General features: G+C 70.6%; 28 protein-coding genes. 9 read left to right on the forward strand and 19 right to left on the reverse strand.

Annotated elements, in window-relative coordinates; all coding sequences use genetic code 11:
- Window positions 1-5: 5 nt before the first annotated feature.
- The 5 genes from lptB to ACIQ6S_RS10415 are packed head-to-tail and all read right to left on the reverse strand — an operon-like array spanning window position 6 to window position 3,313.
- Window positions 6-725, reverse strand: coding sequence for an LPS export ABC transporter ATP-binding protein (gene lptB, locus ACIQ6S_RS10395; protein ID WP_397608302.1), 720 nt, complete (start codon window positions 723-725; stop codon window positions 6-8).
- Complete coding sequence (lptA, locus tag ACIQ6S_RS10400; RefSeq protein ID WP_397608303.1) at window positions 725-1,228, reverse strand: lipopolysaccharide transport periplasmic protein LptA; 504 nt, start codon at window positions 1,226-1,228, stop codon at window positions 725-727. The genes lptB and lptA overlap by 1 nt, the downstream gene beginning before the upstream one ends.
- Window positions 1,164-1,760, reverse strand: a complete 597-nt coding sequence (lptC, locus tag ACIQ6S_RS10405; protein WP_397608304.1) for an LPS export ABC transporter periplasmic protein LptC — start codon at window positions 1,758-1,760, stop codon at window positions 1,164-1,166. Before lptC ends, lptA begins: the two co-directional genes overlap by 65 nt.
- Entirely contained in the window at window positions 1,757-2,308 is a 552-nt protein-coding gene (locus tag ACIQ6S_RS10410) for a KdsC family phosphatase (RefSeq protein ID WP_397608305.1), read from the reverse strand. Before ACIQ6S_RS10410 ends, lptC begins: the two co-directional genes overlap by 4 nt.
- 3 nt (window positions 2,309-2,311) lie before the next feature.
- Complete coding sequence (locus tag ACIQ6S_RS10415; RefSeq protein WP_397608306.1) at window positions 2,312-3,313, reverse strand: SIS domain-containing protein; 1,002 nt, start codon at window positions 3,311-3,313, stop codon at window positions 2,312-2,314.
- Window positions 3,314-3,383: 70 nt separating this feature from the next.
- Between ACIQ6S_RS10415 and ACIQ6S_RS10420 the strand changes: the two genes are divergently transcribed.
- From ACIQ6S_RS10420 to ACIQ6S_RS10430, 3 genes are read left to right on the forward strand one after another with little or no spacing between them, the layout of a single operon-like run.
- Window positions 3,384-3,620, forward strand: a complete 237-nt coding sequence (locus tag ACIQ6S_RS10420) for a BolA family protein (protein ID WP_298344524.1) — start codon at window positions 3,384-3,386, stop codon at window positions 3,618-3,620.
- Between the two features lies 1 nt (window position 3,621).
- Window positions 3,622-4,881, forward strand: a complete 1,260-nt coding sequence (murA, locus tag ACIQ6S_RS10425; protein WP_397608307.1) for a UDP-N-acetylglucosamine 1-carboxyvinyltransferase — start codon at window positions 3,622-3,624, stop codon at window positions 4,879-4,881.
- A gap of 4 nt (window positions 4,882-4,885) precedes the next feature.
- Window positions 4,886-5,560, forward strand: coding sequence for an exopolysaccharide biosynthesis protein (locus tag ACIQ6S_RS10430; RefSeq protein WP_397608308.1), 675 nt, complete (start codon window positions 4,886-4,888; stop codon window positions 5,558-5,560).
- A 30-nt stretch (window positions 5,561-5,590) separates the two neighbouring features.
- Here ACIQ6S_RS10430 and ACIQ6S_RS10435 read toward each other — a convergent pair whose 3' ends face one another.
- From ACIQ6S_RS10435 to purM, 4 genes are read right to left on the reverse strand one after another with little or no spacing between them, the layout of a single operon-like run.
- On the reverse strand, window positions 5,591-6,301 hold the full coding sequence (locus ACIQ6S_RS10435) for a DUF3108 domain-containing protein (protein ID WP_397608309.1): 711 nt from the start codon (window positions 6,299-6,301) through the stop codon (window positions 5,591-5,593).
- A gap of 37 nt (window positions 6,302-6,338) precedes the next feature.
- Window positions 6,339-7,004: a phosphoribosylglycinamide formyltransferase gene (gene purN, locus ACIQ6S_RS10440; protein WP_397608310.1), complete on the reverse strand. Its 666-nt coding sequence runs from the start codon at window positions 7,002-7,004 to the stop codon at window positions 6,339-6,341.
- Window positions 7,001-7,258 carry a hypothetical protein gene (locus ACIQ6S_RS10445; protein ID WP_397608311.1) on the reverse strand — a complete coding sequence of 86 codons (258 nt, stop codon included), beginning with the start codon at window positions 7,256-7,258 and terminating at the stop codon, window positions 7,001-7,003. Before ACIQ6S_RS10445 ends, purN begins: the two co-directional genes overlap by 4 nt.
- 11 nt (window positions 7,259-7,269) lie before the next feature.
- Window positions 7,270-8,364: a phosphoribosylformylglycinamidine cyclo-ligase gene (gene purM / locus ACIQ6S_RS10450; RefSeq protein ID WP_397608312.1), complete on the reverse strand. Its 1,095-nt coding sequence runs from the start codon at window positions 8,362-8,364 to the stop codon at window positions 7,270-7,272.
- 146 nt (window positions 8,365-8,510) lie between these two features.
- Here purM and ACIQ6S_RS10455 point away from each other — a divergent pair, with 146 nt between their 5' ends.
- Genes ACIQ6S_RS10455 through ACIQ6S_RS10470 form a run of 4 tightly spaced genes read left to right on the forward strand, consistent with a single transcriptional unit; the run spans window position 8,511 to window position 12,236 of the window.
- The gene (locus ACIQ6S_RS10455) at window positions 8,511-9,671 is read left to right on the forward strand and encodes a DUF2066 domain-containing protein (RefSeq protein ID WP_397608313.1); all 1,161 of its coding nucleotides are present in this window, start codon (window positions 8,511-8,513) and stop codon (window positions 9,669-9,671) included.
- Window positions 9,672-9,692: 21 nt separating this feature from the next.
- The gene (locus ACIQ6S_RS10460) at window positions 9,693-10,838 is read left to right on the forward strand and encodes an AI-2E family transporter (RefSeq protein ID WP_397608314.1); all 1,146 of its coding nucleotides are present in this window, start codon (window positions 9,693-9,695) and stop codon (window positions 10,836-10,838) included.
- Window positions 10,835-11,539, forward strand: a complete 705-nt coding sequence (gene hda, locus ACIQ6S_RS10465) for a DnaA regulatory inactivator Hda (RefSeq protein ID WP_397608315.1) — start codon at window positions 10,835-10,837, stop codon at window positions 11,537-11,539. Before ACIQ6S_RS10460 ends, hda begins: the two co-directional genes overlap by 4 nt.
- Window positions 11,540-11,579: 40 nt before the next feature.
- Complete coding sequence (locus ACIQ6S_RS10470; RefSeq protein WP_397608316.1) at window positions 11,580-12,236, forward strand: NADPH-dependent FMN reductase; 657 nt, start codon at window positions 11,580-11,582, stop codon at window positions 12,234-12,236.
- A 3-nt stretch (window positions 12,237-12,239) separates the two neighbouring features.
- Here ACIQ6S_RS10470 and murU read toward each other — a convergent pair whose 3' ends face one another.
- Genes murU through ACIQ6S_RS10490 form a run of 4 tightly spaced genes read right to left on the reverse strand, consistent with a single transcriptional unit; the run spans window position 12,240 to window position 15,782 of the window.
- On the reverse strand, window positions 12,240-12,959 hold the full coding sequence (gene murU, locus ACIQ6S_RS10475; RefSeq protein WP_397608317.1) for an N-acetylmuramate alpha-1-phosphate uridylyltransferase MurU: 720 nt from the start codon (window positions 12,957-12,959) through the stop codon (window positions 12,240-12,242).
- 13 nt (window positions 12,960-12,972) lie between these two features.
- The gene (locus tag ACIQ6S_RS10480) at window positions 12,973-13,998 is read right to left on the reverse strand and encodes an aminoglycoside phosphotransferase family protein (RefSeq protein ID WP_397608318.1); all 1,026 of its coding nucleotides are present in this window, start codon (window positions 13,996-13,998) and stop codon (window positions 12,973-12,975) included.
- Between the two features lie 4 nt (window positions 13,999-14,002).
- Window positions 14,003-14,269, reverse strand: coding sequence for a GlsB/YeaQ/YmgE family stress response membrane protein (locus ACIQ6S_RS10485; protein ID WP_297866145.1), 267 nt, complete (start codon window positions 14,267-14,269; stop codon window positions 14,003-14,005).
- 19 nt (window positions 14,270-14,288) lie between these two features.
- The gene (locus tag ACIQ6S_RS10490; protein WP_397608319.1) at window positions 14,289-15,782 is read right to left on the reverse strand and encodes a M20 family metallopeptidase; all 1,494 of its coding nucleotides are present in this window, start codon (window positions 15,780-15,782) and stop codon (window positions 14,289-14,291) included.
- 225 nt (window positions 15,783-16,007) lie between these two features.
- Here ACIQ6S_RS10490 and ACIQ6S_RS10495 point away from each other — a divergent pair, with 225 nt between their 5' ends.
- Together ACIQ6S_RS10495 and ACIQ6S_RS10500 are read left to right on the forward strand one after the other, a co-directional pair.
- Entirely contained in the window at window positions 16,008-16,358 is a 351-nt protein-coding gene (locus ACIQ6S_RS10495) for a helix-hairpin-helix domain-containing protein (RefSeq protein WP_298344490.1), read from the forward strand.
- A gap of 207 nt (window positions 16,359-16,565) precedes the next feature.
- The gene (locus tag ACIQ6S_RS10500; protein WP_397608320.1) at window positions 16,566-17,129 is read left to right on the forward strand and encodes a HutD family protein; all 564 of its coding nucleotides are present in this window, start codon (window positions 16,566-16,568) and stop codon (window positions 17,127-17,129) included.
- A gap of 18 nt (window positions 17,130-17,147) precedes the next feature.
- Here the strand turns inward: ACIQ6S_RS10500 and ACIQ6S_RS10505 are convergent, their stop codons facing one another.
- Genes ACIQ6S_RS10505 through ACIQ6S_RS10530 form a run of 6 tightly spaced genes read right to left on the reverse strand, consistent with a single transcriptional unit; the run spans window position 17,148 to window position 21,686 of the window.
- The gene (locus tag ACIQ6S_RS10505) at window positions 17,148-17,465 is read right to left on the reverse strand and encodes a Rieske (2Fe-2S) protein (RefSeq protein ID WP_397608321.1); all 318 of its coding nucleotides are present in this window, start codon (window positions 17,463-17,465) and stop codon (window positions 17,148-17,150) included.
- Entirely contained in the window at window positions 17,462-17,989 is a 528-nt protein-coding gene (locus tag ACIQ6S_RS10510; RefSeq protein ID WP_397608322.1) for a GNAT family N-acetyltransferase, read from the reverse strand. The genes ACIQ6S_RS10505 and ACIQ6S_RS10510 overlap by 4 nt, the downstream gene beginning before the upstream one ends.
- A 35-nt stretch (window positions 17,990-18,024) precedes the next feature.
- The gene (locus tag ACIQ6S_RS10515; RefSeq protein ID WP_397608323.1) at window positions 18,025-19,278 is read right to left on the reverse strand and encodes a cysteine desulfurase; all 1,254 of its coding nucleotides are present in this window, start codon (window positions 19,276-19,278) and stop codon (window positions 18,025-18,027) included.
- Complete coding sequence (gene sufD / locus ACIQ6S_RS10520; RefSeq protein ID WP_397608348.1) at window positions 19,275-20,528, reverse strand: Fe-S cluster assembly protein SufD; 1,254 nt, start codon at window positions 20,526-20,528, stop codon at window positions 19,275-19,277. The genes ACIQ6S_RS10515 and sufD overlap by 4 nt, the downstream gene beginning before the upstream one ends.
- Window positions 20,529-20,581: 53 nt before the next feature.
- Window positions 20,582-21,346 (reverse strand): Fe-S cluster assembly ATPase SufC, encoded by a 765-nt coding sequence (gene sufC / locus ACIQ6S_RS10525; RefSeq protein WP_397608324.1) that lies wholly within the window; start codon window positions 21,344-21,346, stop codon window positions 20,582-20,584.
- 4 nt (window positions 21,347-21,350) lie between these two features.
- Window positions 21,351-21,686, reverse strand: coding sequence for a DUF3703 domain-containing protein (locus ACIQ6S_RS10530; protein ID WP_397608325.1), 336 nt, complete (start codon window positions 21,684-21,686; stop codon window positions 21,351-21,353).
- Window position 21,687 lies beyond the last annotated feature (1 nt).

Below are 21,687 nucleotides of genomic sequence, written 5' to 3' on the forward strand. Positions count from 1 at the left end.
CGGCCTTACATCGTGAAGCTGGAGCCCAGGTACACGCGGCGGACGTCGGGGTTCATCAGCACGTCGTTCGGCGAACCCTGGGCCAGCACGGTGCCGGCATTGAGGATGTAGGCGCGGTCGCAGATGCCGAGCGTCTCGCGGACGTTGTGGTCGGTGATCAGCACGCCGATCCCGCGGTGCTTGAGGTGCCGGATGATCCCCTGGATCTCGCCGACGGAGATCGGATCGACGCCGGCGAAGGGCTCGTCCAGCAGCATGTAGCGCGGGTTCGCGGCCAGGGCGCGGGCGATCTCGATGCGTCGGCGTTCGCCGCCCGAGAGGCTCTCGCCCAGCTGTTCGGCGACATGGCCGATGTGCAGTTCGTCGAGCAGGTGGCCGAGCTCCGCCTCGCGCTGCGCGGGCGAGAGGTCTTCGCGCAGTTCGAGCGCGGCGCGCACGTTGTCGGCGGCCGACAGGCTGCGGAACACGCTGGCTTCCTGCGGCAGGTAGCCCACGCCGCGGCGCGCGCGCTGGTGCATGGCGAGGCTGCTGATGTCCTGGCCGTCGAGCAGGATCTCCCCGCCGTCGCTCGGCACGAGGCCGACGACCATGTAGAAGCAGGTGGTCTTGCCGGCGCCGTTGGGGCCGAGCAGGCCGACGACCTCGCCGGGATGCAGGTCGAAGCCGAAATCCTTGACGACTTCGCGCTTCTTGTAGCGTTTGGAAAGCGCGCGCGCCGAAAGCATCAGTTGCCGGCCGGGCGGACTTTGGGCTGGATCGTCATCTGCACCCGGTTGCCGTCGCCGCCGCTGTCGATGCTGCCGGTGTCGAGGTTGTAGCGGATGGTCTCGGCCTGGAGGTCGCCGCGCGCCTGCGCCACGCGGGCGCCGCCGGCCAGAAGCATGATCTCGTCGTCGGGCGCGTAGGTGACGCGCGCCGCCTGCGCATCGACGACTTCGCCGCGGTCGTTCTCCTGGCGGATCCGCACCGGGCTGCCCTCGAGGACGATGCGTTGCACGTCGCCGCCGCGCCGTTCCACCGTGGCCGTCGCGGCATTCACCTGCAGCGAGCCCTGGGTGATCTCGACGCTGCCGCTCATGACGATGCTGTCGTCGTCGCCGAGGCCGCCAGTCTGGCGGTCGGAGCGCACGCCCATCGGTTGTTCGCGGTCGTTCTTGCGCGCCTCAAGGGCGGGGGCCGTCAGCAGGGGCAGCAGGACGACCAGAAGGCTCGGGATAGAACGTCGCATCGACATCGGCGAGGAGCTCGTAGGTTTTGGCCTGCATGTCCACGTCGAGGCCGGTCGCCTGAAGTATAGAGCGGCCTTGCGTGACGGTCACCGCGGCGTCGGTGCGCACCCGCTCCGATTCAGTGAACACGCTCAGGTGGTCGGTGCTGAATCGCGCCTGGCGTCCGTCGGCCTCCGGGGGCGCCAGCATCTCCACGCCGCCTTCCAGCCGGACTTCGTCGTTGTCGGGGCCGATCCACGCCGTAGCCGAGCGGGCGTCCCAGCGTTGCCCGGGGGTTTCGCCCGGGAAGCCGAAGCGCGGCTCGGTCAGCGTCGTGACCTCCGCGTCCTGGTCGCGCTCGAGCAGCGGCCCCGCGACGGTGAAGCCTTCGCTGCCGTCCTTCCGCAGGCCCGTCATCTCGAAGCCTTCGAGCCGGTAATCGGCACGGCTGTCGATGGCGGGCGGGGCCGGTGTCTCGCGCAGCCACCACAGCGCGGCGCCGGTGGCGGCCGCGCCGATCGCGAGCAGCACGCCCAGCCAGACGCGGCTCATCGCAGGAAGCTCGCCAGCACGGCCTCGGCCTTGCCCTGCGCGCCGAGGATCAGGTCGCAGAGCTCGCGGGCGGCGCCCTGGCCACCGCCCGCGCGGGTGCGCCAATGCACGCGCTCCTTCACCCAAGCGTGAGCGTTCGCGGGCGCGACGGCGAGGCCGGCGATGCCCATCGCGCCCAGGTCGACGAGGTCGTCGCCCATCATCGCGGCCTCGGCCGGGGTGTGGCCGTACTTCGCGCAAAGCGATTCGAGCAGGGCGCGCTTGTCCTTGACGCCGATGTGCACCTCGGTGAGGCGCAACTCGCGCCCGCGCGCTTCCGCGACGGCGCTGTGGCGTGCCGTGGCCAGCGCGACCTGCACGCCGTGCTCTTCGAGCAGGCGCAGGCCCATGCCGTCATGGATGTCGAAGGCCTTGAGCTCGCGGCCCTCGGCGTCGAGCCACAGGCGGCCGTCGGTCAGGGTGCCGTCGACATCAAAGCAGGCGAGGCGCACCCGCGCCGCGCGTTCGCGGATGTCGGCGGGGTAGTCGGCGAGGTGGGCGTAGGCCATGGCTCAGACCACCCGCGCGTTGAGCAGGTCGATGAAGTTCAGTGCACCGACGACGCGACGCTCGGCGTCGACGACCACCAGCGCGTTGACCTTGTGCTCCTCCATCGCATGGACGGCGGCGCTGGCCAGCGCGTCCGGGGCGATGGTCTTGGGCGAACGGCCCATCACCTTCGCCACGGCGTCGCCGCGCACGTCCAGCGTCGGGTTGTCGAGCGCGCGACGCAGGTCGCCGTCGGTGAACACGCCGACGAGCCGGTCTTCCGCATCGACGACGGCCGTCATGCCGAGACGGCCGCGGCTCATCACCACCAGCGCTTGCGCGATGGATGCCTCCGCGGCGACGCGCGGCACATCGTCGCCGGCGTGCATGACGTCGCGGATGGTCAGCAGCAGGCGGCGGCCCAGCGCGCCGGCCGGGTGCGAGCGGGCGAAGTCCTCCGGCGTGAAGCCGCGAGCCTCGAGCACCGCCACCGCGAGCGCGTCGCCGAGGGCCAGCGATGCCGTGGTGCTGGTGGTCGGGGCGAGGTTATGCGGGCAGGCCTCGGAGGGCACCGAGACGTCCAAGTGCACGTCGGCCAGCTGGGCCATCGACGAGCCGGGGCGCCCGGTCATGGCGATCAGCGGCACGCCCATGCGTTTCAGCGCCGGGGCGATCATCAGGATCTCGTCGCTTTCGCCCGAATACGACAGCGCCAGAACGACGTCGCGCTCGGTGACCATGCCGAGGTCGCCATGGCTGGCTTCGCCCGGATGCATGAAGAAGGCCGGGGTTCCGGTGGAAGCGAGGGTGGCGGCGATCTTCCTGGCGATATGGCCCGACTTGCCCATGCCGGTGCAGACGATGCGGCCGTGGCAGGCCAGTACCCGTGCGCAGGCCGCGCTGAAGGCGCCGTCGAGGCGGCTGGCGAGCGCGGCGAGTGCGGTGGCTTCCTCGCCGATCACGCGCCGGCCGGTGCGGGCGAAATCGGGCATTTCCGGGGCGGCGGCGGCCGCTGGGGCACTCATGGGAAGCCTTCGGGGAGTACAATGAGCCTCCTAGTTTACGGCAGGGCCTTCGGCCCTCTTCGCCTCCTCCATGAATGCAGATTTCGTGCGCCAGCTGATCGAAGCTGGCCTGCCCGGCGCCCGGGTCCACGTCGAGGGCGCCGACGGCGTGCACTTCGAAGCCACGGTCGTCAGCCCGGCCTTCGCCGGCAAGCTGCCGTTGGCCCGCCATCGCATGGTCTACGCGACGCTCGGCGAGCGCATGGGCGGCGAGATCCACGCCCTGGCCCTCCGTACCCTCACCCCTGACGAAGCCGACCGGAACTGACATGGCCAAGATCGTGATTGCCGGCGGCGAAGCGCTGAACGGCGAAGTGCAGATTTCCGGCGCCAAGAACGCCGTCCTCCCGATCCTCTGCGCCACCCTGCTGGCCGACAACGCCGTCGAGATCGGCAACGTCCCGCACCTGCACGACGTCACCACGACGATGGAACTGCTGGGCGAGCTCGGCGTGCAGCTGATCGTCGACGAGAAGCTCACCATCACCGCCGACCCGCGCCACGTCACCAGCACCATCGCGCCGTACGAGCTGGTGAAGACCATGCGTGCCTCGATCCTCGTGCTCGGCCCGCTGCTGGCCCGCTTCGGCCATGCGCAGGTCGCGCTGCCGGGCGGCTGCGCCATCGGCTCGCGCCCGGTCGACCAGCACATCCGCGGCCTGCAGGCGCTGGGCGCCGATGTGCTTGTCGAGGGCGGCTTCATCAAGGCCACGGCCAAGCGCCTGAAGGGCGCGCGCTTCGTGTTCGACATGGTCACCGTGACCGGCACCGAGAACGTGCTGATGGCCGCCACGCTGGCCGAGGGCACCACGGTGCTCGAGAACTGCGCGCAGGAGCCCGAGGTCGTCGACCTCGCGAACTGCCTGATCGCCATGGGTGCGCGGATCGAAGGCGCTGGCAGCAACAAGATCATCATCCACGGCGTCGACCGCCTGCACGGCGGCCACTACGACGTGCTGCCCGACCGCATCGAGACGGGCACCTTCCTCGTGGCCGGCGCGATGACCGGTGGCCGCGTGATGGCCAAGAAGACCCGCGCCGACATCATGGATTCGGTGCTGCAGAAGCTCGAAGAGGCCGGTGCGCACGTCAACACGGGCGATGACTTCATCGAGGTGGACATGCGCGGCAACCGCCCGAAGGCGGTCAGCCTCACCACCGCGCCGTACCCGGCCTTCCCGACCGACATGCAGGCGCAGTTCGCGGCGATGAACACCATCGCCGAGGGCGTGGGCGTGATCACCGAGACGATCTTCGAGAACCGCTTCATGCACTTGAACGAACTGACGCGCCTCGGCGCGGACGTCCGCATCGAGGGCAACACGGCGATCATCCGCGGCGTGCCGAAGATGACCGGCGCCCCGATCATGGCCACCGACCTGCGCGCCTCGGCGTCGCTGGTGCTGGCGGGCCTGGTCGCCGAAGGCGAAACCACCGTCGACCGCGTCTACCACATCGATCGCGGCTACGAGAACATCGAAGAGAAGCTGGGCGGCCTCGGCGCGCGCATCCGCCGCTTGCCGGGCTGATCGCGTGCAGCGCGTTGGCGAGGACATCCTCGCGGCCCTCGACGCCGCGGCCAACGCCCCGGTACCGCCGCGCGTCGGCGAAGTGCTGGGTGCGGGCGGTGCCTCGGCCTTCGGCTTCACCCTCGTTGTGCTGTGCCTGCCCTTCCTGCAGCCGATCTCGCTCGGCCCCTTGGGCACCATCGGCGGGCTCGCGCTCGCCGGTATCGGCTGGCAGCTGGCGCGCGGTGATGCGCGCCCGTGGCTGCCCGAGTCACTCTCGCAAGCGCAGCTCGACGCGAACCAGTGGCGCCAGCTCGCCGCCGCTGCGCGCAAGGTGCTGGGCTGGGCGTCGAAACTCGTTCGCCCGCGACTCGGGCATTGGACCGAAGGCCGTCGCGGCCATCGCATCGCCGGCTCGCTGGTCGTGGTCGCGGCGCTGCTGCTGGCGATTCCCGTCGGCGGCATCCCGCTGAACAACCTGCTGCCGGCGCTCGCCATCATTTGCGCCGCCTTGGCGTTGATGGCCGACGACGGCCTGATGTTCCTGTTCGCGCTGTTCTGGCTGGCCGTGACGGTCGGTTACTTCATCGTCCTGTACGAAGTGTTCGTAGCGATGGCGATGAAGGCTTGGGCGCTGTTCCACCTCTGGCCCACGGCGTGGTCGCTGGTCGAGGCCGGTTGGCGGACCCTCGGGGCCTGATCGGCCGTCGCGGCGCGACCGCCGCTGGCATCAGCCGCGGCGCAGCAGCCGCATCTCGACCGTATCGCCGTCGTCCTCGCGCTGTTCGATGCGCAAGGGCAGATGGCCGTCGTCGCGGTCGAGCCACAGCACCGTGGTGCGGCCGCTGGCGTCGTCGCGTCGCCGCTCGATGCGCAGGCCCTGTTCGGAGGCCGCGCCCATCGGCACCGCTTCGGCCTCGCCGATCCACCAGGTCTGCGCTTCCACCGCGTTGCGGCCGGCCACCTGCAGGGCCTGTGCACCGCGTTTCCCGCCGGCGACGGACTGCATCAGCGCCACGGTGAGCAGCTGCCGATCGAGGATGCCGCGCACATAGGGGGCCTCCTGGCGTTCGTCGCGGTTGCGCAGGGTGATGCGGCCCGCGGCGGCATCGACGACGGCGCTGCGCTCGCGCGAGTTGAAGCTGGTCTTCTGCGCGTAGCGGTAGTCGAGCGTTTCCGGGCGGCCATCGACGTAGCGGAAGCGGCTCGATTCGTCGATGCGCACGCCGGCGATCTTGGCCAGCCCCTGCGTGCCCCGCGTCTCGCTGGTGAAGCGCCAGTCGTTGCCGTCGCGTGCGAGGCGCAGCGTCGCTTCGCCGAGCACATCGCCGTTGCGACGGACCTCGTAGGTCGCGCTGAACGGGGCCACCGGCGCGGCCGTCGCCGGGAGGGCCAGTGCCAGCGATAGCGCCATGGCGCCGCGGAGCAGGATCGAACGCATGGGGAGGTCCTTCGTGGTGTCGTCGAGGGCGCCGCGCTCAGGGCGCGGCGTGCAGCCGGTCGTCGTCGCCGAGGCGCAGGGGTTCGCGCAGCGGGGCGCCCTGCCAGCGGATGGCATCGGCATCGAGCCGCAGCGCGCCGCCGGCGACGGCAGCGACGCTGGCGAGGAGCAGCGGATGCTCGCGGGCCAGCACGCGCGCGGCCAGGGTTTCCGCCGTATCGCCGTCGTGCACCGGCACGCGCACCTGGGCCAGCACCGGGCCGGCGTCCAGTTCGGGGATCACCACGTGGACGCTCGCCCCGTGCTCGGCATCGCCGGCCTCCAGCGCGCGCTGGTGCGTGTGCAGGCCCGGGTGGCGCGGCAGCAGCGAGGGATGGATGTTGATCATGCGGTTCGGGAAACGGGCGATCGCGGCGGCGCCGATGATGCGCATGTATCCCGCACAGACGATGAGGTCGGGCTGAACCGCGTCGATGGCGTCGAACATCGCCGCGTCGAAGGCGTCGCGCGTTTCGAAAGTGTTCGGCTTCATCGCCCAGGCGTGGACGCCGGCCTCGGCGGCGAGGGCCATGGCGCCGCTCTGTGGCTTGTCGGAGAACACGCCGACCACGCTGCCGTGGATGTGCCCCGCGGCGCAGGCCTGGAGCAGGGCTGCGAAGTTGCTGCCGCGCCCCGAGGCGAGGACCGCGAGGCGCAAGCTCATCGCGAGGGCGCGCGGCGGGGTACCGCGAGACGCCACGCCAGCACGGCCGCGCCCAGCGCGGTCATGATGCACATCGCGAACAGCGGCAGGGCGGCCTGCAGCAGCAGCCAGCCGAAATCGACATCGCGCTGCACGTGTTGGATGAAGGCGAAATCGTCCTTCCGCACCAGCGGCCAGAGCGCAATGGCTCCGGCGGAAGTGGCGGCCGCGAGGAGGGCGGACAGCGCGATGGCGATGCGGCGTGCCGAGCCCATGCCTCCGGCCCTCAGCCGATGCGCACGCGCTCGTGCACCGACGCGCCGGCGCTCTTCACCACGCGGCCGATCGGGCGCGGCGGCAGGCCTGCGGCGGTGAGCGGTGCGGACAGCGCCGGGATCGACGCTTCCGGCACCACCAGCACGAAGCCGATGCCGCAGTTGAAGGTGCGCCACATCTCGGCGTCGGCGATGGCGCCTTCGCGCTGCAGCCACTCGAACACCGGCGGCAGGATGATCGTCGAGGCGTCGATGTCGAGGCCGAGGCCATCCGGAATGACGCGGATGATGTTCTCGGTGAGGCCGCCGCCGGTGATGTGCGCCATGCCGTGGATCGGCGAATCAGCGCCCGGGAAGGCCTGCAGCAGCGACAGGATCGGCTTCACGTAGAGCTGGGTCGGGGCCATCAGCGCGTCGATCAGCGGCACGCCGCCGACCTGCACGTCGAGGCCGCCCTTGGCCGCGTCGAAGCCGGCGCGTGCCAGCACCTTGCGGATCAGCGAGTAGCCATTGCTGTGCGGGCCGGAGGAGGGCAGGGCCAGCAGCACATCGCCTTCGCGCACACGTCCGCCGTCGCGCAGCTCGCTCTTCTCCACCGCGGCGACGCAGAAGCCGGCGAGGTCGTATTCGCCGGGCGCGTACATGTCGGGCATCTCGGCCGTTTCGCCGCCGATCAGCGCGCAGCCCGAGAGCTCGCAGCCACGGGCGATGCCGCCGATGACCGCGGCCGCGGTGTCGATGTGCAGCTTGCCCGTGGCGAAATAGTCGAGGAAGAACAGCGGCTCGGCACCCTGCACCAGCACGTCGTTGACGCACATGGCCACGAGGTCGATGCCGATGGTGTCGTGGCGGTTCAGCTGCTGGGCCAGCTTCAGCTTGGTGCCCACACCGTCGGTGCCGGAGACCAGCACCGGCTCGCGGTACTTGCCGGAGAGGTCGAACAGGGCGCCGAAGCCGCCGAGCCCGCCCATCACTTCGGGGCGGAAGCTGCGCTTCACCAGCGGCTTGATGCGCTCGACGAGGTCGTTGCCGGCGTCGATGTCGACCCCCGCGTCGCGGTAGGTCAGGGGCGTCGGGGTGCTCACGGGTGGCGGGCCTTCGGGCATCAAGCGAAGCGCGCAGTTTACCAGCCGGGCTCCGGCCGACGGTCGCCGGGGCCCCCTCGCGGCTGAACCGGGGCCGCCGCGGCCATTGCCGCGTTGGACGCTTCCGCGCGCCCTGCGGCACCATGGCGCGTCCCTCGGAGTCCACGATGCACGCGCTTTCCTCCCGATCCCTCCGCGCCCTCGCGCTGTCCGGCCTGCTCCTCGGGGGCGCGATGCCCTCGGCCCACGCGCAGGCGCAGGCCGCCGGCGAAGCGCCCGTCGCGGGCCCCGCTGCGGCGGAACCCGCTGCGGCGCCCTCGCGGGAGCTCGAGTGGTACACCGCCGAAGTGCCGGTGACCTCGCAGGAGAGCCGCGAGCGTGACGCCGCACTCGGCCGCGCGCTGGCCCAGGTGCTGGTTCGGGTGAGCGGGCAGGTGGCGGCGCCGAACGACTCCGTGGCGCAGCGGGCGCTGCGCGTCGCCGAATCCATGGTCGTGGGCACCGAGTACCGCGATGTCGAGGAATTGGCCGGTGGCGTGCCGGTCCAGCGCCAAGTGCTGGCGGCAAGCTTCGATCCCGACGCCGTCGATGCGCTGGTGGTCGCGGCGGGCCTGCCGCTGTGGGCCGGCGAGCGGCCGAAGCCGATGCTTTGGCTGGCGGTCGACGATGGCGGCGGCGCCGGCCCGCGCCTCGTTTCGGCGCAACAGATCAACGTGGTGAAGCCGCTGGCGCAGCGCGGTCTGGAGCGCGGCCTGCGCTTCCTGCTGCCCGGCGGTACCGCCGTGGAGCAACCGGCCTCCGGCAGCATCTGGGCCCTCGATGCCGCCGCGGTCGGCGTGCTGTCCAGCCGCTATGGCGCCCGCGTGCAGCTGCTCGGCAAGGTGGCCCGCGCCGGTGCCGCAGGCTGGACCAGCGAATGGCTGCTGGCCGACGGTGCCGAGGAACTGGCGCGCTGGAGCGTCACCGATCCCAGTCCGCAGCGGGCCATCGCCGCGGGTGCGGACCGCGCGGCCGACACACTGGCGGCGCGGCAGGCGAAGCGCGTCGAGGCCGGCAAGGCCGAAGTGCTGGAGGCGGAAATCCTCGGCATCGACAGCCAGTCCGCGTGGCTCGACCTCGCCGCCTACTTGCAGTCCCTGCCGGTGCTGCGCGGTTTCGATGTGATCGAAGCCCGCCCCGATGCGATGCGCGTCCGACTCGACCTCGCCGTCGACCGTGCGCGTTTCGAGGCGATGCTGGGAGGTTCCGGGCGCCTCGTGCCGGAGACCACCGCCTCCGCCACCGATGCGACCCTGCCCGCGCTGGTGCGCTACCGCGTGGCGCGCTGACCCGATGCCAAGGACCGCCCGATGACTGCCCCGCTGCTCTGGTTGCGCCCCTGGCTGTGGCTGGGCGGCTTCGTCGTGCTCGGCCTGCTGCTCTGGCTGCTGGGCCCCGTGTTGACGCCCTTCGCCGTCGCGGCGCTGTTGGCGTGGATGGCCGACCCGCTGGTCTCTCGCATCGAGCAGCGCGGGCGCTCGCGCGGAACGGCGGTCACCCTCGTGTTCCTGATGATGAGCCTGCTGTTGGTGCTCGTCGTGCTGCTGCTGGTGCCGATGCTGAAGACGCAGATCGAGCAGGCGGGCGAGTGGGGCCCGAAGCTCGGCGTGTGGATCACCGGAACGGCGATTCCCTGGGTGGAGGCCCGCTTCAGCGTGTCGATCGCCGCCTACGTCGATCCGGCGGAACTCGGCAACTTGTTGAAGGAACACTGGCAACAGGCCGGCGGCGTCGCAGCGAACGTGATCGGGGGCCTGTCGAAATCCGGACTCGCCTTCCTCGCGCTGGTCGCCAACCTGCTGCTGATCCCGCTGGTCACGTTCTATTTCATGCGCGACTGGCGCGGGATGATCGACGCGGTGCACGGGCTGATCCCGCGCCCGCTGGAGCCCACGGTCGTACGCCTGGCCCGCGAATCGGATGATGTGCTTGGTGGTTTCCTGCGTGGCCAGGTTAGCGTGATGATCGCGCTGGGCCTGATCTACGGCGTGGGCTTGAGCCTCATCGGCCTCGACCTCGGCTTCCTGATCGGCATGATCGCCGGCCTGCTCAGCTTCGTGCCCTACCTCGGTACCGCCATCGGCCTCGTCGCGGCGGTCATCGCCACCCTCGTCGAGCACGGCGATCTTTTCCACCTCGTCCTGGTGTGCGCGGTGTTCAGCGGTGGCCAACTCATCGAGGGCTTCGTGCTGACGCCGTGGCTGGTGGGCGACCGCATCGGCCTGCATCCGGTGGCGGTGGTGTTCGCGATCATGGCGGGCGGCCAGCTCTTCGGCTTCCTCGGCATCCTGTTGGCGTTGCCCGCGGCCGCGGTGTTCATGGTGCTGCTGCGCTACGCGCATGAGCGCTACACGCAGAGCGTTCTGTATCGCGAAGACCGCGACGGCGACGGCGTGCTGGAAGGCGAGCGCGAAGGCCCGCCTGCCGACGAGGCCCGCGACACGCCGCCTGCATGAGTGCCCAGCTGCCGCTGGCGCTGCCGGTGGGGCCGGACCAGCGCTTCGAATTGTTCGTCGGCCACGACTGGGCCGTCGAGGTTCTGCGTGCCGCTGCGACGGGCGAACGCGTCGATGCGTCGATTGATGCCGGCCTGTTCGTCGAAGGCGTCGAGGGGAGCGGCAAGAGCCATCTGCTGTTGGCCGCGTGTCGCGAGGCGCACGAGGCCGGACGTCGCGCACGCTACCTGCCGGTGCCGGCCTTTGCTGGCGCGCTCGGCACGATGCTCGAGGGCCTCGACGCGAACGACCTCGTGGCGCTCGACGGCATCGAGGCTGTTTCCGCTTCACGCGAGGACTGCGAAGCCCTGTTCCACCTGCACAACCGCCTGCGTGACGCGGGACGAACGCTGCTCTACGCATCGCGCCTGCCGGCTAGCGCCGCCGCCTGGGCGCTGCCGGACCTGCGCTCGCGCCTCGGGCAGGGCCTGAGGGTGTCGCTCGATGTGTTGGATGACGCCGGCCGCCGCGAGGCGCTGCGTCGCCGCGCCGCACGCCGCGGTCTCGAGCTCGACGACGCCGTGCTCGACTGGCTGTTCCGTCGCGTCGAGCGCGACCTGAAATCTCTCACTGCGCTGCTGGATCGGCTCGATCGTGCAGCGCTCGCCGCACAGCGCCGGCTGACGGTGCCCTTCGTGCGCCAAGCGCTCGATCTCGATTGACCATCCCGCGGCGCTCCGGCCGCGATGCAAGGGAGGCCCCATGAACGTCCTCGTCTTCCTCGGTTCGCGCCGGGCGTCGTCCCCACCGAGTCCGCCGCGACTCGGCGAACGCGTCGCCCGCCATCTCGTCGCTGAAGCGTCGACGTCCTTCCAAGTCGAGCTCGTCGATCCGCTGGCGCTGCCGATCGAGCCGGTGTTCCGCCCGGTGTTCACGCGGCCGGCGTCCGAGGTTCCGCCGGCGATGGCGGAACTGCACGCACGCATCCGTGCCGCCGACGCCTACGTGATGGTCAGTCCGGAGTACAACCACTCGCCGAGCCCGGCCCTTACCGATTTGCTGAACGCGTTCCCGAGCTCGGCGTTCGCCTTCAAACCCAGTCTGATCGCGACGTATTCGTCCGGCCAATGGGGTGGTACGCGGGCCGCGGTCGGGCTGCGCACGTTCCTCTCGGAACTGGGCTGCGTTCCGGTCTCGGCGATGCTGCATTACCCGCACGCGGATCGCGTGTTCGACGCCGACGGACGGCCTGCCGCGGGCGAAGACGCCGGCCGCTGGGCAAGTTACGCGGCGCGGGGTCTCTCGCAGCTGGCGTGGTGGGCGCAGGCCGCGGCGGCCCAGCGCGAAGCGGTTGATCCGTTCGCCGCGTCGCCGCCTTTTCGGCGCCGTCCCACGGAGCGCGACGCTCCGGCGGGTTGAACCTCAGCGCAGGGCGGCGTCGAGGGCCGCCAGCCGCTCGGGCGTGCCCACATCCGTCCATCGGCCGTCGTGGCGTTGGCCGGTGATCACGCCGTTGGCAATAGCCGCATCGAACAGCGGGCGCAGCTTGAATCGCGGCGGCGTTTCGTTGGCGCCGGGTGCGTCGCCGACGATCCCGCGCCAGCCATCGAGGAACTCGCGGCGGTACAGGCCGATGCCGGAGAAGGTGAGCGCCTCGGCCCCGGCGGTCGCGAGCTGCAGGCGCCCGTCGTTGCCGAGGGCAAAATCGCCGCGGCCGTGATGCTCCGGGTTCGCCACCATCACGAGGTGCGCAAGGCCTTCGGGTTCGCGAGGCAGCGTGGCGAAGTCGAAATCCGTCCACACGTCCGCGGCGATGGCGAGGAAGGGGGGCTCGCCCAGCAGCGGCAGGGCGTTGAGCATGCCACCGCCCGTTTCCAGTGGTTCCGGGCCTTCGTGCACGAAGTGCAGTCGCAAGCCCCAGGCCGCGCCGTCACCGAGCGCTGGCGCGAAGCAGTCGGCCAGCCAACTCGTGTTGATCACGACGTCGCGGACGCCGAGCGCGGCGAGCTTTTCGAGATGCCAGGCGATCAGCGACTTGCCGCCGGCCATGAGCAGGGGCTTCGGCGTGGTCTCGGTGAGCGGACGCATGCGCTCGCCCTTGCCGGCGGCGAAGACGAGGGCGTGCGTCGGGCGGTCGCTCATGCGGGCGGCGGGCTCAGCGGGGCGGCAGCGCGCCGACCTGTGGGAGCACGCGCTCCTCGATCACCGCCTGCAAGGGCTGCAGCATCCGGTGCTTCGGGATCACGTCGAGCAGGTAACGCACGAATCGCGGCGCGTCGGCGAGGTACTTCGGCTTGCCGTCGCGGTGGTTCAATCGCGCGAAGATGCCGAGCACCTTCAGGTGCCGCTGCACGCCGGTCAGATCCACATCGCGGCGGAAGTCGGCCAGATTCGGCACCGGCAGGCCGGCAGCGGTCGCGCGCTCGTGGTAGCGCGCCACGCCCCAGTCCACGAGGTCCTGCGGCCAGCCGTGGAAGGCGTCCTTGAACAGCGAGAGCACGTCGTAGCTGATCGGCCCGACCACGGCGTCCTGGAAGTCCAGCACGGCGAGTCCGCCGTCGCGAAGCGGCATCAGGTTGCGCGGCATGAAGTCGCGATGCACCAGCACGGTGGGCTGCGCGAGGATCGCGTCCATCAGCCGGCGGTAGACCAGCTCCAGCGGGTCGGTCAGCGCGCAGTCGAGCGGGTGGCCGAGATGAGTGCCCAGGAGCCAGTCGTCGAACAGCTTCAGCTCGCGGGTCAGCAGGGCCTCGTCGTAGCGCGGGAAGCCGGCGGGCGGCGCGATGGTCTGCAGCGGCAGCAGCTGGTCGAGCGCGGCGTCGAACCAGTCGGTCGCGTTCGATTCGTCGATGACCTGCAGCAGGGTCTGCGCGCCGAGGTCTTCCAGTAGCAGGAAACCGGCCTCGACCTCGCGGGCCAGAACGCGCGGCACGCGCACGCCGCCGTGTTCGAGCAGGTCGCGGATAGCGAGCCAGGGACGCACATCCTCCTTGCCGGGCGGCGCGTCCATGAGGATGCGCGTGGGCGTGCCGCTCGAGCGCCAGTAGCTGCGGAAGCCGGCGTCCATCGACGCGCGCTCCAGCGTTGCGCCGTGATCGCCCAGCGCCATACGGGCGAACGCGAGGCGGTCGTCGGCGCGTGCGGCGTCGTCGGCCGTCGCGGCCGTTCCGGTGTTCGTCATCGCCTCACTTGCCCTTCAGTGCCTTGACCAGCGCGAGCAGCGCCACCGCGCCGCCCACCGCGGCGGCGAAGCGCATCCAGCGCCCGCCGACGGTGATGTCGAAGGTGTCCAGCACCCACGAGGCGCAGATCGCGCCGGCCATCCCGAGCAGGGTGGTGAGGATCAGGCCGAGCTTCTGCTTGCCCGGGAAGATCCAGCGCGCCAGCAGCCCAGCGACGAAGCCCAGCAGCAGGATCTGCACCCAGCCGTAGCCGAGGAAAGCGAGGTCCATCGAACGTTCTCCCTTGAGATCAGCAGCAGCCGTGGTCGCCGAATTCCGCGCCGCCCGCTGCCACGCCGACCCCGCGCGTCAGGCCCTTCTGCGAGGCCTCGTAGTGCTCGGCGATCACCTGCGCCACCGCCTGCGTCACGCGCTTGCCGGTGGGGATGTGCAGGAACTCGTTCGGGCCGTGCGCATTGCTGTGCGGGCCCAGCACGCCGGTGATCATGAACTGCGCACCCGGGAACTTCTCGCCGAGCATGCCCATGAAGGGGATGGTGCCGCCCTCGCCCATGTACATCGCCGGCGCGCCGAAGGCGTGCTGCGACGCATGGTCGATGGCGTGCGACAGCCACGGGCTCATCGCCGGGGCGTTCCAGCCGGTGCTGCTCTTCTCCAGCTCGAAATTCACCTTCGCGCCGTAGGGCGGGTTCTTGATGAGCGCGTCGCGCAGCGCGTGCCCCGCGGTCTTGCCGTCGGCGGTGGGTGGGATGCGCATCGACAGCTTCACCGCGGTGAAGGGGCGCAGCACGTTGCCGGCGTTCGACAGCGAGGGCCAGCCCTCCTGGCCGGTGACCGACAGCGCCGGGCGCCAGGTGCGGTTGAGCACCAGCTCGGCGAGGTCGTCGAGCGCGGGCTGCATGCCCTTCACGAAGGGGAACTTGCTGTACACCTCGTCGCCGAGGACTGCGGCGGCCTTCTTCGCCTGCTCGATGCGTTCCGGCGGGATCGCAACGTGCAGGGCGTCCAGCGTGACGCGGCCGGTCTCGATGTCTTCGATGCGGGCCAGAAGCTGGCGCAGCACGCGGAACGATGAAGGCACGATGCCGCTGGCGTCGCCCGAGTGCACGCCTTCGTCCAGCACGTCGACGCGCAGGTTGCCGCCGGCGAGGCCACGCAGCGAGGTGGTGCACCAGAGCTGGTCGTAGTTGCCACAGCCGGAGTCGAGGCAGACCACCAGCGAAGGCTTGCCGATGCGCGCGGCGAGATGGTCGACGTAGAAGGGCAGGTCGTAGCTGCCGGACTCCTCGCAGGCTTCGATGAGGATCACCGCGCGGCAATGCGGCTTGCCCTGGTCCTGCAGGGCCTGGATGGCGGCCAGCGAGCCGAATAGCGCGTAGCCGTCATCGGCGCCGCCGCGGCCGAACAGCTTGTCGCCCTTGATCACCGGCACCCAGGGGCCGAGGTCCGGGTCCCAGCCGGTCATCTCCGGCTGCTTGTCGAGGTGGCCGTAGAGCAGGACCGTGTCGCCGTCCGCGCCACCGCCGTCGGTGCCCGGGACCTCGATGAAAATCAGCGGCGTGCGGCCCTCGAGGCGCACGATCTCGACCGTCATACCCTTCACCGGCTGGCGCTTCGCCCAGTTGGCGAGCAGCTGGGTGGCGTCTTCCATGTAGCCGTGCTTCACCCAGTCGGCGTCGAACATCGGCGACTTGTTGGGGATGCGGATGTACTCGACGAGGCGCGGGACGATGTCGTCGTCCCACATCTGGCCGACGAAAGACTGGGTGCGGGCGTGGTCCATGGCGGGCTCCGTGGCGGCCGCTACGGGCCGGCGTGAATGGCGTGTCCTCGATTGTAGTCGGCGCGCGGATCGGGGGTAGGAAAATTCCTACAAGACGTCGCGTGAAACTCCTAGCCGACGTCGGGCGCTCGGTCGATAACCTGCCGGACGTCGGATCGCGATGCTGTCTCCACCGCGGCACGAACCCCGCCGCGGCCCCAAGGATGACGGACACGGAGCCCCCCAATGAACTTCCTGAGCAAGACTTTCGCCGCGCTGCTGTTGGCCCTGGCCTTCGCCGGTGCGGCCCAAGCCAACGAGCGCATCAACATCAACACCGCCGATGCCGCCACGCTGGATCGCGTGATGGACGGCGTCGGCCCGGCGAAAGCCGCGGCCATCGTCGAGCACCGCCGCGTGCACGGCCCGTTCCGCTCGATCGACCAGCTCGTCAACGTGAAGGGCATCGGCCCGGCCACGCTTGAGCTGAATCGCGCGCGGATCATGGTGGGTGGTGCACCAGCCGCGGCGCCGGGGACGGCCCGCGCGGCAACGAGCGCCCCGCGCCCCACCGCACCAGCCCCCCGGGTGCGTTGAGGCACGGTCTCAAGGACGAGCGCGTCGCCCACGGAGGGGCGCAAGGATGAACCAGGGAGCGCTGCCCCGGACGGCGGCGTGACCGGCAAGGACGCTGCCCGGTGTCGCCCATGGAATGGGCGGCCGGGCCTTTTTCTTCCGCCCCTTCCCGCATGGCGAGGGGCGGGCCAGACTGGCGGGGACCTGTGTTCCGATGTCGGCCCCCGCATGATCGAACTGCTCCCCGCTACCACCCATCGTCGCGAGCGCTGGAAGAACGGCGGCGGCTGGACGCGCGAGATCCTGCGATTCCCGGCGGACGGCGCGTGGGACTGGCGGATCTCGGTGGCGGAAGTGGGCTGCGACGGTCCGTTTTCACCCTTCCCCGGCTGCGAGCGCGAGATCGTCCTGATCTCGGGGCAGGGCATGGAACTGCACTTCGCCGATGGCCAGATGCATCGCCTGGTACCGCCGCACGGTCGGCTGCGCTTCTCCGGTGAGCGGCCGCTGACGGCCCTGCTCGTGGATGGCCCGACGGTCGATTTCAACCTGATGTGGCGGCGCGACGCCATCGACGCGCAGCTGCTGCATCGGCCAATCGTCGGCTCGATGCTGTTCTTCGGCGAACCCGACGTGACCTGGGTGCTTTACGTGCTGGCCGGGCAGGTGCGCACGCCGGCTGGCGTACTCGATGTCGGTGACGCGGCGCGCTTCGCCATTCCTCCCGGCGAGCGACGTGTCATCGAGGGAGGCGGCGAGGTGCTGCTGGTGAAGCTTGCGCCGAAGAGCTGAGCACCGCCGAGGCCACGGTCAGCGGTCGTCGCGGGTCCAGACGGCGCCGTCTTCGACCTTCACCGGAAACTTCACCAGCGGCAGGTAGGCCGGCGCGCACTGCGCCTCGCCAGTGCGGAGGTCGAAGGTCGCCGAGTGCAGCAGGCAGACCAGCACGCCCCGTTCGGCATCGAAGGGTCCGGCCGAGAGCTCGTAGTCCTCGTGCGTGCACTGGTCATGCACGGCGTACAGCGTGCCGTCGAAATTGATCACGAGGATCGGCGTATCGCCGTCCCAGACCACCCGCGTCTCGCCGGGGGCAAGTTCGTTCTCGGCGCAGACCTTCACCCATGTCACAGGGCTTTCTCCAGCACCTCGAAGCGCAGGTCGGTGCGCTTTGGATGGCCGAAGCGCACGTCGCCGTAGGGGAAGGGCTTCTTGACGCCGGTGCGGTGGTAGCCGCGGCGCTCGTACCAGGCGATCAGTTCGTCGCGGACGTCGATCACCGTCATCCGCATCGCCGAAAGCTGCCAGTCGTCGCGGGCGATGCGCTCGCACTCGCGCAGCACCGCGTCGCCGAGGCCACCACCTTGCCGCGCCGGGTCGACGGCGAACATGCCGAAATAGCCCGCGCCGTCGTCGTCGCAGACGTGGGCGCAGGCCACGAGGGCGCTTTCGCGCTCGGCGAGCACGACGCGGCTGCGGAGGCGGACGAGATCATGCTCCAGCACCTCGGGGGCGACGCGCGGGCCGTCCAGCAGGTCGGCTTCGGTGGTCCAGCCGGCGCGGCTGCTGTCGCCGCGGTAGGCCGAAGTGACGAGGGCGATGATCGCGTCGCGGTCGGCGAGCGTGGCGGTTCGGAAGTGCAGCGGTGCAGTCATGGCGTTGGCGTGCGGTGTTTGGCGTGGCGATGCGTTCAGAGCAGCAGCTGGCGCACTTTGTGGAGCGCGGCCACCAGCGCGTCGATCTCGGCTTCCGTGTTGTAGAACGCCAGCGAGGCGCGGCAGGTGGCGGAGACGCCGAACCAAGCCAACAGCGGGTGGGCGCAATGCTGGCCGGAGCGCACGGCGATGCCTTCCAGATCCAGCAGGGTGGCGAGGTCGTGCGCGTGCGTGCCCTCGATGGCGAAGGAAATCACCGCGGCTTTCTCGCGGGCCGTGCCGAAGATCCGCAGGCCCGGCACGGCGGCGAGCGCCGCGTTCGCGTGGGCGAGCAGCTTCTGCTCGCGGGCCTCGACGGCCGCCATGCCGAGCGCGGAAAGCCACTCGGCGGCCGCACCCAGGCCGATGTGGCCGGCGATGTTCGGCGTGCCGGCTTCGAAGCGCATCGGCGGGTCGTTGAACACCGTCCCCTCGAAGCGGACTTCCTTGATCATCTCGCCGCCGCCGAGGAAGGGCGGCATCTGCGCCAGCAGTTCACGCCGGCCCCACAGGCCGCCGGTGCCGGTCGGGCCGCACATCTTGTGGCCGGTGAAGGCATAGAAATCACAGCCGAGCGCCGCGATATCCACCGGGCGGTGCGGCACGGCCTGCGAGCCGTCGACGACCGTGGTGATGCCGCGCATCGCGGCCTCGCGGCAGATCTCGCGCACGGGATTCACCGTGCCTAGGACGTTGGACACGTGCGCGAAGGCGAGCAGCTTCACCTCGGGCGTGAGCAATCGCCAAAGGCCGTCGAGGTCGAGTTCGCCTTCGGGGGTGAGCTCGGCGACCTTGATCGTCGCGCCCGTGCGCTCGGCGATGAGCTGCCACGGCACGATATTGGCGTGGTGCTCCATGCGCGTCAGCACGATGGCGTCGCCGGGCTTCAGCCGCGGCAGCGCCCACGAGTACGCGACGAGGTTCAGCGCGAAGGTCGTGCCGCTGCACAGCACCAGCTCATCGCGCCGCACGTTGAGGAAGCGGGCCAGCGTGCCGCGGGCGCCCTCGTAGGCTTCGGTCGCTTCGCTGCCCAGGGTATGGACGGCGCGGCTGACGTTGGCGTTGTGGTGCGCGGTGAACTCGTTCACCGCATCGATGACCGCCTGCGGCTTCTGCCCGGTGTTGGCCGAGTCGAGATAGATCAGCGGCTTGCCATGGACCGTGCGTTCGAGCACCGGGAACTGTGCGCGAATCGCGGACCAGTCGTGGGCGGCTGGGGTGTCGCGCGGCGTGGGGGCAGGCATGCTCATTCGCGGGTCGCTGCGGCGGAAGCGAGGCGGGCGTCGAGCGTGGCGGCCAGCGTGGACTCCAGCGCCTCGTTCGCCAGCACGGCCAGCGGTTCGCGCAGGAAGGCGGCGGTGAGCATCGCCGTGGCCTCGGCCAGCGGCACGCCGCGGGCGCGCAGGTAGAACAGGGCGGTGTCGTCGAGCCGGCCCACGGTCGCGCCGTGCGCCGCCTGCACGTCGTCGGCGTGGATGACGAGCACCGGCTGGGTATCGATCTCGGCGCCGTCGTCGAGCAGCAGGTTCTTGTTGGAGAGCGTGGCGTTGCTGCCGTCGGCGCCCTCGGCGATCAGGATGCCGCCGTGGAACACCGCCCGGCCGCGCTGCGCCCCGAGGCCGCGCCAGGTGAGCTCGCAGCGGGTGTCGCGGGCGCGGTGCTCGATGCCGAGGCGGGTGTCGAGGTGGCGGCGGCCGTCGGCCAGCAGCACGCCGTTCGCATCGAGCTGCGCGCCGTCGCCGGCCAGGACGACGTCGAGCTCGTGGCGCGACAGGGCGCCGCCGATTTCGAGGTCGAGCCGACGGTAGTGCGCGTTCGCGCCGAGCGTGGCCTGCGTGCGCTGGACCAGGGTGGCGCCGTCGGCTTCGCGCTGCACGCGGGCCTGCGTGAGCGTGGCGCCGTCGCCCAGCTCGACGTGCAGCACGGTGTTCAACAGGTGGCGATGCGCGCCAGCGCCGAGGTGGTGCTTGGCGACGTTGAGAGCCGCGTCGGCGCCGAGGGCGATGCGATGGCGGAGGTGGAAAGCGCGATCCGCACCGTCCTCCACGCCGATGACAACGAGGTGTAGCGGCGTGGCCACGCGGACCCCGGGCTCGACCTCGAGGACGAAGCCCTCGTCCGCGAGGGCGCCGTTCCATTGCTGGAAAGCGGCGTCGGTGGCCGTCGTGTCGACTGCCAGCCAGGCCGCTGCTTCGGCCGGCGCCTCACGCAGCACTTCGGACAGCAGGCGCACGCGCAGGCCTTCGGCCAGGCCATGCAGGTCGGAGAGTGCCGGGGCGTAACGGCCGTTGGCGATGACGAGGCGCGGCGCCGGAATGTCGGCGACCACCTTCAAATCGACATCGACGCGGGCCGCGGGGGCCTCGAAACGGCGTGCGGCGAGTGCTCGCAGGGCGGTGTACTTCCAGCGCTCGTTTCGGGTGGTCGGGATGCCGTGCGCGAGGGCGGCCTCGCGGGACAACGCGCGCGCCGGTGCGAGCGCCGGGGTGGCTTCGGCCATCGCGGTGGCCTGCGCGTCCAGCGCCTCGACCAGCGGGCTGGTCGCGGCCGTGCTCATGCCGAGGCTCCCGGCGCGATGCGGTCCTTCACCCAGCTGTAGCCGTGCTGTTCGAGTTCGAGCGCGAGCTCGGGGCCGCCGCTCTCGACGATGCGGCCGTCGGCCAGCACGTGCACCACGTCCGGCTTGATGTAGTCGAGGAGGCGCTGGTAGTGCGTGACCACGAGGAAGCTGCGCTCCGGCGAGCGCATCAGGTTCACGCCCTCGGCCACCAGCTTCAGCGCGTCGATGTCGAGGCCGGAGTCGGTCTCGTCGAGGATGGCCAGCGTCGGCTCCAGCACGGCGAGCTGGAAGATCTCGTTGCGCTTCTTCTCGCCGCCGGAAAAGCCGACGTTGACAGCGCGGTTCAGCAGCTCGTCCTTGATGTGCAGCACCGAGAGCTTCTGGCGCACCAGCTTCAGGAAGCCCATCGAATCGATCTCAGGCTCGCCGCGATGCTTGCGCTGCGCGTTGAGCGCGGCGCGCAGGAAATAGGTGTTGTTCACGCCCGGGATCTCGACCGGGTACTGGAAGGCGAGGAACACGCCTTCCGCGGCGCGCTCCTCCGGCTCCAGCGCCAGCAGGTCCTTGCCCTGGTAGGTGACCGAGCCCTCGGTGACCTCGTAGCCGTCGCGGCCGGCGAGGATGTTGCCTAGCGTGCTCTTACCGGCGCCGTTCGGGCCCATGATGGCGTGCACCTGGCCGGGCGCGACCTCGAGGCTCAGGCCCTTGAGGATTTCGCGGCCGCCGACGCGGACGTGGAGGTTGTCGATCTTGAGCATCGGATCAGTCCAGATAGGGCTTCAGGTCGGCCGGGATGGGCATGGGCCGGAGCGGGTTGACGTTGGCGCCGCCGGTATTCCCCGCGGGCACCCAGATGACGGTCTTGAGCAGGGCGGCGAGGCTGCGCACGACTTGGCCGCGGACTTCGCGCGCGTCGGCGCGCTTCCAGCCGTTGCGCAACATGCGGAGATGCGCCTTGGTGTGCGCCAGCGTGTGGCGCTGCCCGAGAATGTGGGCACGCTCGAGGTGATGGAAGGCCGTCTGCCAGGCCCCAGCGGCTTCGAGCGCGTCCGCTTCGGCGAGCTCGCGACGGTAGGCCTCGCGGAGGGCGGGCGCCATG

The organism is Silanimonas sp., from assembly GCF_044377035.1.
Taxonomy (GTDB): domain Bacteria; phylum Pseudomonadota; class Gammaproteobacteria; order Xanthomonadales; family Xanthomonadaceae; genus Silanimonas.